At 76.1% G+C, this 14,642-nt stretch carries 16 protein-coding genes; 4 read left to right on the forward strand and 12 right to left on the reverse strand.

Going from position 1 to position 14,642, the window contains the following annotated elements; translation table 11 throughout:
- Positions 1-15: 15 nt before the first annotated feature.
- From dhaM to GOBS_RS11505, 7 genes are all read right to left on the reverse strand, one after another.
- Positions 16-426 (reverse strand): dihydroxyacetone kinase phosphoryl donor subunit DhaM, encoded by a 411-nt coding sequence (dhaM, locus tag GOBS_RS11480; RefSeq protein WP_012948457.1) that lies wholly within the window; start codon positions 424-426, stop codon positions 16-18.
- Positions 427-429: 3 nt separating this feature from the next.
- Positions 430-1,062, reverse strand: a complete 633-nt coding sequence (dhaL, locus tag GOBS_RS11485; RefSeq protein WP_012948458.1) for a dihydroxyacetone kinase subunit DhaL — start codon at positions 1,060-1,062, stop codon at positions 430-432.
- Entirely contained in the window at positions 1,059-2,060 is a 1,002-nt protein-coding gene (gene dhaK, locus GOBS_RS11490) for a dihydroxyacetone kinase subunit DhaK (protein WP_012948459.1), read from the reverse strand. Before dhaK ends, dhaL begins: the two co-directional genes overlap by 4 nt.
- A gap of 325 nt (positions 2,061-2,385) precedes the next feature.
- Positions 2,386-3,006 (reverse strand): copper chaperone PCu(A)C domain-containing protein, encoded by a 621-nt coding sequence (locus GOBS_RS11495; RefSeq protein ID WP_012948460.1) that lies wholly within the window; start codon positions 3,004-3,006, stop codon positions 2,386-2,388.
- Positions 3,003-3,128, reverse strand: a complete 126-nt coding sequence (locus GOBS_RS29330) for a hypothetical protein (protein WP_012948461.1) — start codon at positions 3,126-3,128, stop codon at positions 3,003-3,005. Before GOBS_RS29330 ends, GOBS_RS11495 begins: the two co-directional genes overlap by 4 nt.
- Before the next feature lie 125 nt (positions 3,129-3,253).
- Positions 3,254-4,810 (reverse strand): ATP-binding protein, encoded by a 1,557-nt coding sequence (locus GOBS_RS25410; protein WP_049788230.1) that lies wholly within the window; start codon positions 4,808-4,810, stop codon positions 3,254-3,256.
- A 552-nt stretch (positions 4,811-5,362) separates the two neighbouring features.
- Positions 5,363-6,058 (reverse strand): response regulator transcription factor, encoded by a 696-nt coding sequence (locus GOBS_RS11505; RefSeq protein ID WP_012948462.1) that lies wholly within the window; start codon positions 6,056-6,058, stop codon positions 5,363-5,365.
- Between the two features lie 106 nt (positions 6,059-6,164).
- Between GOBS_RS11505 and GOBS_RS11510 the strand changes: the two genes are divergently transcribed.
- Entirely contained in the window at positions 6,165-6,458 is a 294-nt protein-coding gene (locus tag GOBS_RS11510) for a hypothetical protein (protein WP_012948463.1), read from the forward strand.
- 10 nt (positions 6,459-6,468) lie between these two features.
- Here the strand turns inward: GOBS_RS11510 and GOBS_RS11515 are convergent, their stop codons facing one another.
- Complete coding sequence (locus tag GOBS_RS11515) at positions 6,469-7,248, reverse strand: sporulation protein (RefSeq protein ID WP_012948464.1); 780 nt, start codon at positions 7,246-7,248, stop codon at positions 6,469-6,471.
- 106 nt (positions 7,249-7,354) lie between these two features.
- On the opposite strand from GOBS_RS11515, the gene GOBS_RS11520 reads away from it, so the two are divergent.
- Together GOBS_RS11520 and GOBS_RS11525 are read left to right on the forward strand one after the other, a co-directional pair.
- Positions 7,355-8,194, forward strand: a complete 840-nt coding sequence (locus tag GOBS_RS11520) for an alpha/beta fold hydrolase (protein WP_012948465.1) — start codon at positions 7,355-7,357, stop codon at positions 8,192-8,194.
- A 40-nt stretch (positions 8,195-8,234) separates the two neighbouring features.
- On the forward strand, positions 8,235-9,425 hold the full coding sequence (locus GOBS_RS11525; protein WP_012948466.1) for a site-2 protease family protein: 1,191 nt from the start codon (positions 8,235-8,237) through the stop codon (positions 9,423-9,425).
- A 24-nt stretch (positions 9,426-9,449) separates the two neighbouring features.
- Here GOBS_RS11525 and GOBS_RS11530 read toward each other — a convergent pair whose 3' ends face one another.
- From GOBS_RS11530 to GOBS_RS11540, 3 genes are all read right to left on the reverse strand, one after another.
- On the reverse strand, positions 9,450-10,298 hold the full coding sequence (locus GOBS_RS11530; protein WP_012948467.1) for an SDR family NAD(P)-dependent oxidoreductase: 849 nt from the start codon (positions 10,296-10,298) through the stop codon (positions 9,450-9,452).
- Entirely contained in the window at positions 10,295-11,212 is a 918-nt protein-coding gene (locus tag GOBS_RS11535; protein WP_012948468.1) for an alpha/beta fold hydrolase, read from the reverse strand. Before GOBS_RS11535 ends, GOBS_RS11530 begins: the two co-directional genes overlap by 4 nt.
- Before the next feature lie 73 nt (positions 11,213-11,285).
- Positions 11,286-12,782: a flavin-containing monooxygenase gene (locus tag GOBS_RS11540; protein WP_012948469.1), complete on the reverse strand. Its 1,497-nt coding sequence runs from the start codon at positions 12,780-12,782 to the stop codon at positions 11,286-11,288.
- 112 nt (positions 12,783-12,894) lie between these two features.
- Here GOBS_RS11540 and GOBS_RS11545 point away from each other — a divergent pair, with 112 nt between their 5' ends.
- Entirely contained in the window at positions 12,895-14,163 is a 1,269-nt protein-coding gene (locus GOBS_RS11545; RefSeq protein ID WP_243697703.1) for a PucR family transcriptional regulator, read from the forward strand.
- A gap of 7 nt (positions 14,164-14,170) precedes the next feature.
- On the opposite strand, the gene GOBS_RS25420 is transcribed toward GOBS_RS11545, so the two are convergent.
- Positions 14,171-14,623: a hypothetical protein gene (locus tag GOBS_RS25420; protein ID WP_012948471.1), complete on the reverse strand. Its 453-nt coding sequence runs from the start codon at positions 14,621-14,623 to the stop codon at positions 14,171-14,173.
- Positions 14,624-14,642: the final 19 nt, after the last annotated feature.

Genomic DNA, 14,642 nt, shown 5'->3' on the forward strand with positions numbered 1-14,642 from the left:
TCCGACAGCGCCCGGTCAGCCGCCGAGGTGGGCCTGCTTCGGAGCCAGGCCGCGCAGCGCCTCGGCGGCGACCCGGTCCCGGTCGGCGCCCGCGGCCGCGGTGACCGCGGCGCCGACGAGGCCCTCGACCAGGGGCGCGGGGGAGAGGACCACCCGCTCTCGGACGTCGTCGTCCACCAGCTCCAGGGCGGTCTCGGCGGAGAGCACGGCGCTGCCCAGGTCCATGAGGACGACGACGCCGTCCCCGCTGTCGACCGCGGCGATGGCGTCGGCGATCGCCGTCGCGTCGGTGCCGAGGCCGCCGTCGACGTCCCCGGCCGCCACCCCGACGGCGAGCTCCCGGCCGGGCAGCATGCCGCGGGCCAGCTCGACCGCGGCGTCGGCGAGGGCGCGGCTGTGCGACACGACCACCAGTCCGACCGGCACCGGTCAGCCCCGGCCGGCGAGCGCGGTCGCGGCGGCCTCGAGCAGCAGGGTCGCCGAGGCCGCGCCCGGGTCCACGTGGCCGGCGCTGCGCTCGCCGAGGTAGCTCGCCCGCCCCTTGCGGGCGACCAGCGGCTCGGTCGCGTCCCGCCCCTGCGCGGCCGCCTCGGCGGCGGCGCCCAGGGCCTCGTCCAGCGCCTTCCCGGCGGCCAGCGCCTCGTCGAGCGCGTCGCACGCCGGGCCGAGCGCGTCGAGCATCGTCTTGTCCCCGCGCTCGGCCTTGCCGCGTGCGACGACGCCGTCGTACCCGGCGCGCAGCGCAGCCGCGAGGGCGGCGCCGTCCCCGCCGGCCAGGGCGCCGGAGGCGCGCAGGAAGAAGGTGCCGTAGAGCGGGCCGCTGGCGCCGCCGACCGTCTTGATCAGCGTCGTCGCGACCGTCTTGAGGACGGCGGCGGGGTCGTCCGAGGGGGTGGCCTCGAGGGCGGCGACCGCGGCGGTCATCCCGCGGTCGAGGTTGGCGCCGTGGTCGGCGTCCCCGATGGCGGAGTCGAGCTGGGTGAGCGTGTCCCGCTGCTCGTGGACCAGCCGGGCGAACTCCCGGACCCACGCGGCGAGCGCGCCGGCGTCGACCACGGTCACGCGCCCCAGCGCAGCGACGGGGTGCGCACGGGGGCGTCCCACAGTCGCAGCAACTCGTCGTCGGCCTTGAGCAGGGTGACCGAGCAGCCGGCCATGTCCAGGCTGGTCATGTACGAGCCGACCAGGTTGCGGGCGACGCCGACCCCGGCCTTCTCCAGGACGGCGACCACCTCGGCGTACATGAGGTAGAGCTCGAGCAGCGGGGTAGCGCCCATGCCGTTGACGAAGGCGATCACGCCGTCGCCGCCGGTCATGTCCAGGTCGGTGAGGATCGGCTCGACGAGCATCTCGGCGACCTCCCGCGCCGGCGCCAGGGGGACGCGGCGGCGGCCCGGCTCGCCGTGGATGCCGATGCCGATCTCCATCTCGTCGTCTGGCAGGTCGAACGTCGGCCGGCCCGCCGCGGGCACCGTGCAGGAGGTCAGCGCCATCCCCATGCTGCGGCCGGTGGCGTTGACCCGCTTCGCGATGTCGGCGACCTCGGCCAGCGGCCGGCCCTCCTCGGCCGCAGCGCCGGCGAGCTTCTCGAGGAGGACGGTGACGCCCACGCCGCGCCGGCCGGCCGTGTAGAGGCTGTCCTGGACGGCGACGTCGTCGTCGGTGACGACCGCGACCACCTCGGTGTCGGACTCGGCGGACACCAGCTCCGCGGCCATCTCGAAGTTCATGACGTCGCCGGTGTAGTTCTTCACGATGTGCAGCACCCCGGCGCCGCCGTCGACGCCGCGGGTCGCCGCCACCACCTGGTCGGGGACGGGGGAGGTGAAGACCTCACCGGCGCAGGCGGCGTCGAGCATCCCGACGCCGACGAAGCCCGCGTGCATCGGCTCGTGCCCGGAGCCGCCGCCGGAGACCAGGCCGACCTTGCCCTGCCGCGGGCCGTCGCCGCGGAGGACGACGCGGTTCTCGTGGTCGACCCGCAGCTCGGGGTGGGCCGCGGCCAGGCCGCGCAACGCCTCGGGGACGACGTCCGCGGGGTCGTTGATGAGCTTCTTCATCACAGCCTCCTGGCCTCGGCGTACCCGGTGACGGGGTTCCGGGGCAGGAGGCTAGGAGGGTGCACCGACCGGCACAAGCGACCCGGGGCCCGTCGCCCCGGGGGACGGTGGCGAGTGGCTGGCCAGCGCTCTCGTCTTGTGCCGGTGCCGCTCTGCACCGCCACGCCCGCGCCCGCTGCTGCCGGTCCCCCGCTGCCCCTCCTCCTGGGGGGCCCGCCGCCGGGGCCGGTGGTGTGTCACCCGGCACCGCGGAGCCGTCGGCCCGGCCGAGCGCAGGTGTGCTGGACCGGGCGCTCGCGCGAGGGATCGTGGCCGGCGCCGGAGGTCAGCCGGCCGGCGACGGGATGGCGTCGTCCTCGGTCGGGTCCTGGTCGGGGTCGTCGTCCGGGAAGTCGAACGGCGGCGTCGGGTCCTGCCCCTCCGCGGACACCGGCACGTCGATCGTCACCTCACCTGCCTCGGCGAACGTGAAGGTGACGGGGACGGACTGCGAGGAGCGCAGCTCCCGACCCAGGTCCAGCAGGGTGACGTCCGGCGGCCCCTCGGCCCCCACGTACAGGTTGTCGTCCGCGTCGACGGTGAGCGGCAGCCCCTGCCCCCCGGCCGTCTCGACGCGCACCCCGCCGAAGTCGGGCCCGCTGATGTCGGTCAGCGTCACCGGCTCCCCACCGGTGTTCGTGACCGCCATGAACAGCCGCGCGTCCTCGCCCACCGCGTAGACACCGTCCAGCGGGTACTCGAGCTGCACCTGCTGCAGGCCGACGTCGTCGTTGACCCGCACGTCCGGGCCGACCGCGCCGCCGTCGACCTCGACGCCGGGGTCCTCCGCGGGCGCGTCCTCCTCCAGCCGGTCGGCGCTGCAGCCGGCCAGGAGCAGGACGCCTCCGGCGAGGGCTGCGGCCAGGCGGGTGCGGGCGGCGGGCAGCAGGGGCGAGCGGGCGGTCATGGGTCGGCCTCCGTGAGTGCGGCGGATCGGGTGTCGGGGAGCGGCGCGTGCACCTCGGTCACCACCCCGGCCTCGGAGGAGTCGTCGGACCCGGTGACGGCGGGAACCCGCGGCGCGCGCACGATGAGGTCTCCTCTCGACCGGCGGGCCCGGGGCGGCCCGCTCCCCGTGGTCTCCTGCCCGGCCCACCCGCGTGGACCTCACGTCCGGCCCGTTGTGTCACCGAACCGTCATGTCCGCGCCGGGCTCAGCGCAGCCGGCGCCGCCCGGGGGTGGACGGGGCGGCCGGTGGTGCGGTGGTCGGGTCCCCGGGCGGCGGCGACGGCGCGGACGGCAGCGGTGGGCTCACCGGCGTGGCGACCGACGCGTAGTCCTCCCGGCCCACCGGCTCCGCGGTCAGCCCGTCGTCGGTGGGGACCTCGATCGGCGAGCCGTCCGTGGTGATGCGCACCGCCTCCACCCCGGGCACCTCGGTCACGGTGAACACCACCTGGGCCGTCGCGAGCAGCTGGTTCCCGCCGGCGACCTCGGTGAACTCGCGGGACACCCCGACGACCACCACGGCGTCGGCGGACACCGGGCGGTCGGGGGTCAGGCTCTGCGGGGACAGCGCCGTCCGCAGCCCGTCGACCACCTCGCCGCGGGTCGGCCCCGCGGCGAGCGCGTCCAGGGCGGCGTCGATGCCAGGGCGGTCGACCGGACGCTCGGCCGCCTCCAGACGGCTGCCGCGCACGAACCAGACCCGCAGCCCGGTCCCGGCCGCGTCCCCGGGAGCCCCGGTCTCGGGCGACGCCGGACCCGGGATGCGGACCTCCTCCGGCTCCGACTGCGCGCCCACGCCGCACCCGGCCAGGCCCAGTCCCGCGGCGAGCGCGAGGGCGGCCCGCCTCACGGCAGCTCCTCCGTCGCGGGGGGCGACGGGCAGCCGGACGACGAACCGCGCCCCACCGCCCGGTGCGTCGGTCACCGCCACCGTGCCGCCCATGAGCTGCACGTGCCGGCTGACCAGCGCCAGACCCAGACCACTGCCGGCGCTGCTGGCCCGGGTGCTGCGGCTGCCGCGGGCGAACCGCTCGAAGACGACGGCGCGCTCGGTCTCCGGGACGCCGGGGCCGTCGTCGTCCACGACGAGGCACACCCACGGACCGGAGCGCTCCACCGTGACCGCCGCCAGGCCGCCGCCGTGGCCGTCGGCGTTGTCGATGAGGTTGCGCAGCACCCGCTCCAGGCGGCGCTTGTCCGCTCGGACGACGGCGTCGGCGGCGTCCCCGCGCACGGTGAGGTCGACGGCGGCGCCGCCCGCGGCCGCCCGGCGGGCCAGCGCCTGCCGCGCCAGGGCCGCCGGCCGGACGTCCTCGAGCACCAGGTCGGTGTTCCCGGCGTCGGCGCGGGAGATCTCCAGCAGGTCGGCGACCAGCCGCTCGAAGTCGCCCACCTCCGACCGCAGCAGCGCCAGCGCCTCCCGGCCGTCGGGCGGCAGGTCGTCGGCGTGGGCCGCCACCAGCGCCGCCGCGTTGAGCATGGTCGTGAGCGGGCTGCGCAGCTCGTGGCTGACGTCGGAGGCGAAGCGGGCGTCGGCGCGCACCCGCTGCTCGAGGGCGGCGGCCGTGGCGTTGAACGAGCCGGCGATGGGCGCCAGCGAGGGGTCGCCGTGCGGGTCGATGCGGGCGCCGAGGTCGCCGGCGGCGATGGCGGCCGCGGCTGCCGAGACGCGGTCCAGCGGCCGCAGCGCCGAGCGCGTCACCCACCAGCCGACCGCCGCCGACACCGGTGCGACGGCCAGCACCGACAGCGTCAGCACCACCCCCGAGCACCCGGAAGGTGCTGTCCAGCTCGCGCAGCGGGAAGACCTCGAAGTAGGCGTCGTCCAGCCCGGCCAGCGGTACCCCCACGGCCAGGTAGGGCTCCCCGTCGACGGCGATCCGCTGCCGTGACGGGGTGCCCGCGCCGACGGCGGTGCGCAGCGCCTCGGGCAGCTCCTCCCGGCCGATCCGCAGCGAGGTGGTGCTCCACTCCCCGCCGTCGACGAGCAGGGACACCGAGCCGGTCTCACGCGGCAGCTGGGAGAGCAGCTGTTCCGGCGACAGGCCCTCGGCCGGCAGCCCGCGCGAGACGACCGAGGCGTTGGCGACCGCCTGCCCGAGCGTGACGTTTTCCCGCTGGTAGAGCAGGTACCGCGTGGCGAACACCCACACGCCGACGGCGAGGGCGGTGGTCAGCACGACGGCGACCGCGGTCAGCGCCAGCGTGGCCCGGCCACGCAGCGAGGGCTGCCGGGCCCCGCGCCGGCGTGGGGGAGGAGCCTCGGGGGGATCGGGGAGCGGCGCGGGCGGGACGCGTCGTCCGGCCGTCAGGCTCACTCCGGCAGACGGTAGCCCATGCCGCGCACCGTGGTCACGACCGTCGGGGCGGCCGGGTCGGCCTCCACCTTCTTGCGCAGCCGCCGCACGTGGACGTCGACCAGCCGGGAGTCGCCGAAGTAGTCGTAGCCCCACACCCGCTCCAGCAGCTCCTCGCGGCTGAACACCCGGCCGCGCTCGGTGGCCAGCTCCAGGAGCAGCGTGAACTCGGTCCTGGTCAGCGGCACGACCTCGCCGCCGCGGGTCACCACGCCGTCCGCCGGTGCGATCTCCAGGTCGCCGACGACGATGCGGGGCCGCGGTCCCGAGCCCCCGGTGCGGCGGGCCAGCGCGCGGATGCGGGCGGAGAGCTCCTCGGCCACGAAGGGCTTGGTGACGTAGTCGTCGGCACCGGCCTCCAGGCCCGCGATGACGTCCGAGCTGTCCGCGCGGGCGGTCACCATGATCACCGGCGTGGTGGAGACCCGGCGGATCTCCCGGCACACCTCCAAGCCGCTGCGGCCGGGCAGCACCAGGTCCAGCAGCACGATGTCGTACGGCCGCTCCGCCAGCCTCGCCAGGCCCTCCTCGCCCGATCCGGCCTCGGTCACCTCCAGCCCCTCCCGGCGGAGGGTGATCGAGACGACGCGCCGGATGCGGTCGTCGTCCTCGATGATCAGCACGGACCGGGCCACGCCCCCGGGACTGCCCACCTGCGTCCTCCCCAACCCGGTGACGATCCGGTCACGTCCGGCCCCCCCGGGCGTCGCTGCACCGCCCGCGGGTACCGCCGGGGACCCGTCCGGGGAGGAGGCCCGCGTGGACTGGATCGTGCTCGTCGTCCTGCTGGCGCTGGCGGCGGCGCTGGCCGGGCAGGGGGCGCGGCTCGTCGCCCGGGGACGGCGGGCCGCCGACGCCGATCCCGAGGCCGGCACCGACCGCGCCGTCCTCTCGCTGGTGCTCGTCGGCGTCGCTCTCGGGATCGCGGCGACCGGCGCGGCCGTGGCCGCCGCCGGCTCTCCCGGACCGGTGCAGGCCGCCGTGTTCCTCGCCGCGGCGGTCGCGGTGGGCCTGCCCGTGGCCGCCGTCTGGCGGGGCACCCGCCGCGGCTGACCGCGGCCGGTCAGAACCAGCCGCGACGGGCGCCGAGCTGCCGGACGGCGGCGTCCAGGTGCGCGGCGACGGAACGGACGTCGGTGTCCGTGTGGCTCAGCCGCAGCCGGCCGCCGACGTCCCGCCCCTCGCTGAGCAGGCCGCCGCGCCGGTCGACCTCCAGGACGACGTCCACGCCCTGCGGGTCGGCGAGGAAGGTGACCTCGAGCTCGTTGACCCGGCCGCGCAGCCCGTACGGCGGGGTGAACTCGACCTCCTGGTAGAAGGGCAGCTCGCTGCCGCGGACGCGGCCCTTCTCCACGTCGGCGCCGCGGAAGGCGAAGCCCAGGCTGTCCAGCGCCTGCAGCACGGTGCGCTGCACCGGCAGCGGCAGCACGGTCACCGGGTCCAGGTCGCCGGGGTCGACCGAGCCCGCGATGTCCAGCCGGGTGCGCAGGCCGACGCGCATGCCGCGCAGCTGCCAGCCGTCGATCGCGGTGACCGGGCACTGCCACGGCACCGGCAGGCTGAACGGCAGGGCGTGCCGCGCGCCGGGCTCGACCCGGGCGGCCCCGGCGACGGCGACCGTGCCGAAGGTGACCTCCTCGCGCCAGGAGCTGTCGCCGCTCTCCACCTCGACGGTGGCCTGCAGCGCGACGCGGACCGCGGTGACGTCCTGGGGGACCGAGCCGCCGGTGACGTGGACGGTGCCGGTCACCGACCCGCCCGGGGTCGTCTCCGGCCGGTCCAGCACCGTCTCGACGCCGGCGCCGCCGGAGCCCAGGCGCGCCATCATGCCGCGGAAGGCCATCGATTCTCCTGGTCGTGGGAGTGGGGTGGGACGAGAGATCGTCACCGGAGCCTGTCACGGCGGCCGACCACGTGTCACCGCGCCATGAGCAGGGCACCTGCGTGTCATGGGCCCGCCCGCCGGCACGACCGACCTGGTGGACGTGGGCGGACGCAACGTCGCCGTCTGGTCGGCGGGGGACGCCGGGCCGCCGGTCCTGCTCGTCCACGGCATCCCGACCAACTCCCGCCTGTGGTGGGACGTCGTCCCCGTCGTGGCGCAGCGCGCGCGGGTGTTCGCCGTGGACATGCCGGGCTACGGCGACTCCCCGGCGCCGGAGGACCAGCCCGTGGACCTGGCCTCCCAGGCGGCGCTGCTCCTCGACCTGCTCGACACGCTGGGCCTCGACCGCGTCGTCGTGGTGGGGCACGACCTCGGCGGGGGCATCGCGCAGATCCTCGCCGTCACCGCGAGTGACCGGGTCGCCGGCCTGGGGGTCGTGGACGGCGTGTCCTACGACGGCTGGCCGGTGCCGATGGTCCGCGCGATGAAGGCGGCCTGGCCGCTGCTCGAGCGCCTGCCCGCGGAGGTCCTCGCAGCCGCGCTCCGCCCGGGGCTGCGCACCCTCTTCGCCCAGCAGGATCGCGCGGATCCGTTCCTCGACCGCTTCCTCGAGCCGTGGCGCCGGCCGGAGGGACCACGCCTGCTCGCCCGGCACCTGCGCTCCCTCGACTCCGTCTACACCCAGACGGTGGCGCCGTTCCTGCCGCGCCTGCAGGTGCCGACCGAGGTGGTGTGGGGCCGCCGGGACCACCAGATGAAACCGCGCTACGGGGAGCGGTTGGCGCAGGACATCCCGGGCGCACGCCTGACCTGGGTCGACGACGCGAGCCACTTCGTCCCGGCCGACCGTCCCGACGTCGTCGCCGAGGCGGTCCTCCGACTGGTCGAGCGGGCCGCCCGGTGACCCGGCGGCCCGCCGGAGCGCTGCCCCGAGGAGGAGACACGTGAGCGAGACGTTCAGCCTGGGCCGGATCGCCGGCATCCGCGTCGGCGTGAACGCCAGCGTCCTGGTGATCGTGCTGATCATCGCCGGGGGACTGGCGTTCGGCCGGTTCCCCCTCGTGCTGCCCGGCCGCGGCGCCGCCGCGTACGTCGCCGCCGGGGTGGCGGCCGCGGTGGCCTTCCTCGCCTCGCTGCTGGCCCACGAGCTGGCGCACGCGCTGGTGGCCCGGCGCAACGGGGTGGAGGTGGAGGGCATCACCCTGTGGTTGCTGGGCGGGGTGGCCCGGCTCCGGAGCGGCGCCCGCACGCCCGGTGCGGAGTTCCGCATCGCCGGCGTCGGACCGCTCACCAGCCTCGTCCTCGGGGTCCTCCTCGCCGCCGGCGCCGTCCTGGCCCGGCTCGCCGGAGCCGACGGGCTCCCGGTGGCCGTCCTCGACTACCTCGCCGGCATCAACGTGGCGCTCGCCGTCTTCAACCTCGTGCCGGCGGCCCCGCTCGACGGCGGGCGGCTGCTGCGGGCCCTGCTGTGGCGGCTCCGCGGTGACGCGTGGTCCTCGGCGGTGACCGCGGCGCGGGCGGGCCGGTTCTTCGGCTTCGCGCTGATCGCCCTGGGCTTCCTGCAGCTGGTCACCGGGCGGGGGTTCGGCGGGCTGTGGCTCGCGCTGGTCGGGCTGTTCGTGGTGAACGCGGCGACGGCCGAGGAGCAGCACGCGCAGGTCTCCAGCCGACTCGGTGGGCTGACCGTCGGCGCCGTCATGAGCGGCCCCGCGCTGGTCGCCGACCCGGACCTGACCGTCGAGCGGTTCCTGCACGAGGTGGCCCTGGTGCGGCGCTTCAGCACCTATCCGCTCGTCGACCCCTCGGGCGCACTCGTCGGCCTGGTGACGCTCAACCGGCTGCGCTCGGTGCCGCCCGCGGCCCGGGCCACGACCCGGCTGCGGGACGTCGCCTGCCCGCCGGCGGAGATCCCGGTCGCCCGACCCGGCGAGCCGCTGACCGAGCTGCTGCCGCGCATGGAGGGGTGCAGCGACGGCCGCGCGGTCGTCCTCGACGGGAGCCGGGTCGTCGGCGTGGTCTCCCCGAGCGACGTCGCCCGGACCCTGCAGCTGGCCGATCTGGCCGCCTTCGACCGGTACCCGTCGGCGGGGGGCGGGGCCGACGTCGCCCGCGTGCCGGACCCCGGCCGTCCCTGATGCCCCTCGCCGTCCGGGGACGGGTCAGGCGCCGCCGGTGAACCGGCGCTCGGCGCGGGCGGCCAGCACCGGGTAGAGCCGCGGCGCCAGCCGGACGAGCAGGTCGACGACCTTGGCGTCGTTGCCGACGAGGATGCGCGGCCGGCCGGCCTCCACCCCGTCGACGACGATCCGCGCGGCCTGCTCTGGCGGCATCCGCAGCAGCTTCTCGTTGTACGCGCGGTGACGGGCCTCGTCGGCCGCGGTGAACTCCTGGCCCTGCGCCCTCGCGTGGTCGAACGCGGCCGTCGCGATGTTGGTCCGCACCCCACCGGGGTGCACCACGCTGACCTGCACCGGGTGCCCGGCGGCGAGCAGCTCCGCGCGCAGGCTCTCGGTGAAGCCGCGGACGCCGAACTTGCTGGTGCAGTACGCCGTCATGCGGCCCTGGCCCATGATCCCGTTGAGGCTGGAGATGTTGACGACGTGCCCGTCGCCGGAGGCGATCAGGTGCGGCAGGAACGCCTTGGTGCCGTGGAGGACGCCGAACAGGTTGATCGACAGCACCCGGTCGTAGTCGGCCCAGGTGCTGTCGAGCACGGTGCTGCCGCCGGCGACCCCGGCGTTGTTGTAGACCTGGTGGACGACGCCGAAGTGCCCGGCCACCGCGGTTGCGTACGCCTCGACGGCCGCGCGGTCGCTGACGTCGAGCCGGGCCGTGTGCACCTCGGCGCCCAGCGCCCGGGCCCGGTCGGCGGTCTCGCCCAGGGCCGGCTCGTCGACGTCGGACAGCGCCGGCCGGGCGCCACGCTTCGCCAGCTCGAGGGCCAGGTGCCGGCCGATGCCGGAGCCGGCGCCGGTGACGACGGCGACCTTGCCGCGCACGCTGCTCATCGGGTTCCTCCTGCGGTGGTCCGGACGAGGTCGGTGGTGAGCTCGACGAGGCGGTCGACGACGCCGGGGGCCAGGTGGTGGCCCATGCCGGCGACCTCGACGTGCCGCGCGCCGGGGATCGCGTCGGCGGTGGCCCGCCCGCCGGTCGGGTGCACCATCAGGTCGCGGTCGCCGTGCACGACCAGGGTGGGCGCGGTGATGCGGGCCAGCTCCGCCGTCCGGTCGCCGGCGGCCTGGATGGCGCCGATCTGCCGGGCGACCGCTGCGCCGGCGCGCGGGCCGCCGCAGCGGTCCCACACCGCGGTGGCCCAGGCCCGCTCGTGCTCCTCGTCGGGCGGGAAGACCGTCGAGCCGATGTGCCCGAGCATCGCCAGGTGCCGCTCGACGGACTCCTCGACGGTGCGCGCCGGGCTCTTCGCCAGCCGCAGCAGGGTCGAGCGGGCCGGCTGACCCACCCGACGGTGCCCGGTGGTGGAGAACACCGACGTCAGGCTGAGCACCCGCGCCGGGTGCCTCGCGGCCACGGTCTGGGCGATCATCCCGCCCATCGACATGCCGAGCAGGTGCACCCGCTCGATGCCCAGGGCGTCGAGCAGGCCGACGGTGTCGGCGGCCATGTCGGCGAGGTCGTAGGCGTCCGGCCGCGGCCGGGCCAGCAGCTGGCGCAGCCGTCCGGGCGGCGGGTTGCCGATCCGCGAGGACCGGCCGGCGTCGCGGTTGTCCGGGCGGACGACGCGGAAGCCGCGCTCGGCGAAGCCGTCGACCATCCGCTGCGGCCACGAGGTGAGGTCCAGGCCCAGGCCGGCGATCAGCAGCAGCGGCGTCCCGTCGTCCGGGCCGTCGGCCCGGTGGCAGAGCCGCGGGCCGGCGGGCAGGTCGACGAACCGGTCGGTGTCCTGCGCCGTGGCGGTCACGGCGCCTCCTCGCCGGCGCTCGTCGGCTGCGTGCCGCGCGGTGCTGTGCCGATCCGTGACCTCGCGAGCTCCGTCACGCGGTCACCTCCGTGCGGTCGGCGGAGCGGGACAGGTGCAGCTCCGGGTCGGTCACGCTGTCGGCGCGCAGCAGCTTGACGTCGGCCGAGTAGCTCGTCGACGTCAGCCACGGCATCCGGTCGCCCTGGCGGGGCAGCCGGTCGACCGCGCGCTGGATGTAGCCGGCGGCGAAGTCGAGGAAGGGCCGGGTCGGCATGTCCGGGTCGCTCGGCTCGGGTCGCGCGACGTCGTACCCGTGCGCGTCCATGTGCGCCAGCAGCCGGCAGAAGTGCTCGCAGAGCAGGCCGATCTTCAGGGTCCAGGAGGAGTTCGTGTAGCCGATGGCGATCACGAAGTTGGGGACGCCGGAGAGCATCATCCCCTTGTAGGTCACCGTGTCCGGCAGGTGCACCGGCTCGCCGTCGACGGTCAGCGAGATGCCGCCGATGGCCTGCACGTTCAGCCCCGTGGCGGTGACGATGACGTCGGCCTCCAGCTCGCGGCCGGACGCCAGCAGCACGCCGTCCTCGGTGAAGGTCTCGATCTGGTCGGTGACGACGTCCGCCGTCCCGTTGCGGATGGCGCGGAACAGGTCGCCGTCGGGGACGGCGCACAGCCGCTGGTCCCACGGGTCGTACGGCGGGTTGAAGTGCTCGTCGACCGGATAGCCCTCGGGCAGCTGCTTGGTGTTCACCCAGCGGATCAGCCTGCGGGCCGCCCTCGGGTACTTCTGGCAGAACCGCCAGATGCCGATGCCGCGCGCGATGTTCTTGCGCCGGGTCAGCGCGTAGGCGCGGTCCTCGCCCAGCAGCGTCCGCAGCCGGTTGGCGAGCGCGTCGTGGCGCGGCACGGGCATCACGTAGGACGGCGTCCGCTGCAGCATCGTCACCTGCGCGGCGGTCTCCGCCAGGGCCGGCACCAGCGTGACCGCGGTGGCGCCGCTGCCGATCACGAGCACCCGCTTGCCGGCGTGGTCGAGGTCCTCGGGCCAGGCCTGCGGGTGCACGATCGGGCCGCGGAAGCGCTCCCGGCCGGCGAACACCGGGGTGTGGCCCTCGTCGTAGCGGTAGTAACCACCGGCGCAGAACAGCCAGTTCGCCGACAGCTGCAGCCGCTCGCCGGTGTCGGTGCGCTCCACGTCGACGGTCCAGCGGGCGTCGGCGGTCGACCACGAGGCCGCCAGGACCCGGTGGGAGTACCGGATGGCGGCATCGAGGCCGTTCTCGGTGATCGTCTCGCGGAGGTAGGCGAGGATCCGGGGCGCGTCGGCGATCGACTGCTCGTCCCGCCACGGCTTGAACTCGTAGCCGAAGGTGTGCAGGTCGGAGTCCGACCGGATGCCGGGGTAGCGGAAGAGGTCCCAGGTGCCGCCGGAGGCCGCGCGGGCCTCCAGGATCGCGAAGCTCTTCGCCGGCAGCTCGGTCCTCAGGTACCGCCCGGCCCCGATGCCGGAGATCCCGGCTCCGACGACGAGGACGTCGAGGTGCTCGACCGGCGGCTGCGCAGTGGTCACCCGTCCGACTCTCCGTGGTCCCCGGCGCTTGTGCCAGTGCACGGTGCACCAGGATGCTCGCCCGGTGGTGCAGAGTGCTGCGAGGGTCCGGTGGCCGGACACGTCCCCACGCGTGCGGGAGCTCTTCCGGCGGGGCGCCGAGGTGGCGCTCGACCCGCGCGCGGACTGGGTGGAGGAGCTCCACGCCGCGGCCCTCGGCGGGCAGCGGATGCGGCCGGTCGCCGAGGACCCGGTGCTCGCCGCCGCGACCCGGCGGGTCAACCTGGCCAACCTGCTGCACTGGGCGGCGGCCAACGTGCAGCACCCGGGTCGCCGGGTGCCGCCCAACACCGGGCCGGAGTCGCTGGACACGGCGCGTGACCTGGTGCGCCGGGGCCTGGACGAGTCGGTCCTGGACGCCTACCGAGCCGCCCAGGGCGTGGCCTGGCGGCGGTGGATGCAGATCTGCTTCGAGCTCACCGCCGATCCCGCCGAGCTGCGCGAGCTGCTCGACGTCTCCGCGCTGTCGATCGCCACCTTCATCGAGGACACCGTCGCGGCCACCTCGGAGCGGATGCGGGCCGAGCGCGACGAGCTCACCCGAGGCGCGCACGCCGAGCGGCGGGCCGCGGTCACCCTGCTGCTGGAGGGCGCCCCGATCAGCCGGGCCCGGGCCGAGGCCCAGCTCGGCTACGGCCTGGCCGGCCCGCACACCGCCGCCGTCGTGTGGAGCGGGTCGGGGACGGCCTCCGAGCAGCTGGAGGCCGCCGCGGAGGCCGTCGTCCGGGCGAGCGGGGCCGCGCACCGGCTGACCGTCGTCGCCAGCGCCGCCGCGCTGTGGGTCTGGCTACCCGTGGCGACCGCGCCGGACGCCGGGAAGCTCGCCGGCGAGCTGGCCGCGCACCCCGACGTCCGGGTGGCGGTCGGCCGCCCCGGCCGGGACGTCGACGGCTTCCGCCGCAGCCACCTCGACGCCGCCACCACCCAGCGGATGGTCGCCCGGCTGCAGAAGGACCCCGCTGCCCCCCACCACTCGCAGGCTCGCGGCGGGACCCTGCAGCGGGGCCACCCCACGCGGCAGGTCCCCTGCCAGGTCGCCCGCTACGAGGACGTGCAGCTGGTCGCCCTGCTCACGGCCGAGCCGACCCTGGCCGACGAGTTCCTCGCCGACACCCTCGGTGACCTGCTGCACGCCGAGGCCGAGACCCGGCACGCGGTGCTGACCTACGTGCGCGAGCTGGGCAGCACCTCGCGCACCGCCGAGCGGCTGTACACCCACCGCAACACGGTGCTGCGCCGGCTGGCCCGTGCCGACGAGCTGCTGCCACGTCCGCTCGCCCAGAACGTCGTCGCCGTCGCCGCGGCCCTGGAGGTGCTGCGCTGGCGCGGGACCGCGGGGTGAGCTGGGCCTACCCCAGCGAGGCGGTCAGGGTGACCGTGTCCGCAGTGACTGTGGTGCACTCGAGGGTCAGCGGGCCGGCCGCGACGCTCTCCCCCTGACTGCAGGACACCTCGCGGTCGGCCACCCGCACGGTCGCCCGGCCGTCCTGGACGCTGCCCAGCGAGACCGGAGTTCCGAGGACGTCCGCCTGGGCGCCGTCCCCGGAGATGGTGACCGAGCAGGAGGTGCCGGTGCAGTCGACGCCGGCGCTCGTGCCGGTGGGCTCGGAGGTCCCGGCGGTGTCCTCCGGCGCTGGGGTGCCCGTCGCGCCGCCGGTGTCGTCGGCGGGGGCCGAGGTGTCCGTGGTGGCGGTCCCGGAGGTGGTGGTCTCCCCGCCGCAGGCGGCCAGCGGCACTCCCAGCAGGGCTCCGGCGAGCACACCGGACGCGAGCCGGCGGCGGTGGTTCGTCCTCGTGTCCATGTTCCGACGGTAGGGACGG

The sequence above is a fragment of the Geodermatophilus obscurus DSM 43160 genome, assembly GCF_000025345.1.
Lineage (GTDB): Bacteria > Actinomycetota > Actinomycetes > Mycobacteriales > Geodermatophilaceae > Geodermatophilus > Geodermatophilus obscurus.

Excerpts from the sequence above, each read along its gene's own strand:
- dhaK (WP_012948459.1), bottom strand. The coding sequence starts at position 2,060 with ATGAAGAAGCTCATCAACGACCCCGCGGACGTCGTCCCCGAGGCGTTG.
- GOBS_RS11495 (WP_012948460.1), bottom strand. The coding sequence starts at position 3,006 with ATGACCGCCCGCTCGCCCCTGCTGCCCGCCGCCCGCACCCGCCTGGCC.
- GOBS_RS11515 (WP_012948464.1), bottom strand. The coding sequence starts at position 7,248 with ATGGCCTTCCGCGGCATGATGGCGCGCCTGGGCTCCGGCGGCGCCGGC.
- GOBS_RS11520 (WP_012948465.1), top strand. The coding sequence starts at position 7,355 with ATGGGCCCGCCCGCCGGCACGACCGACCTGGTGGACGTGGGCGGACGC.
- GOBS_RS11530 (WP_012948467.1), bottom strand. The coding sequence starts at position 10,298 with ATGAGCAGCGTGCGCGGCAAGGTCGCCGTCGTCACCGGCGCCGGCTCC.
- GOBS_RS25420 (WP_012948471.1), bottom strand. The coding sequence starts at position 14,623 with ATGGACACGAGGACGAACCACCGCCGCCGGCTCGCGTCCGGTGTGCTC.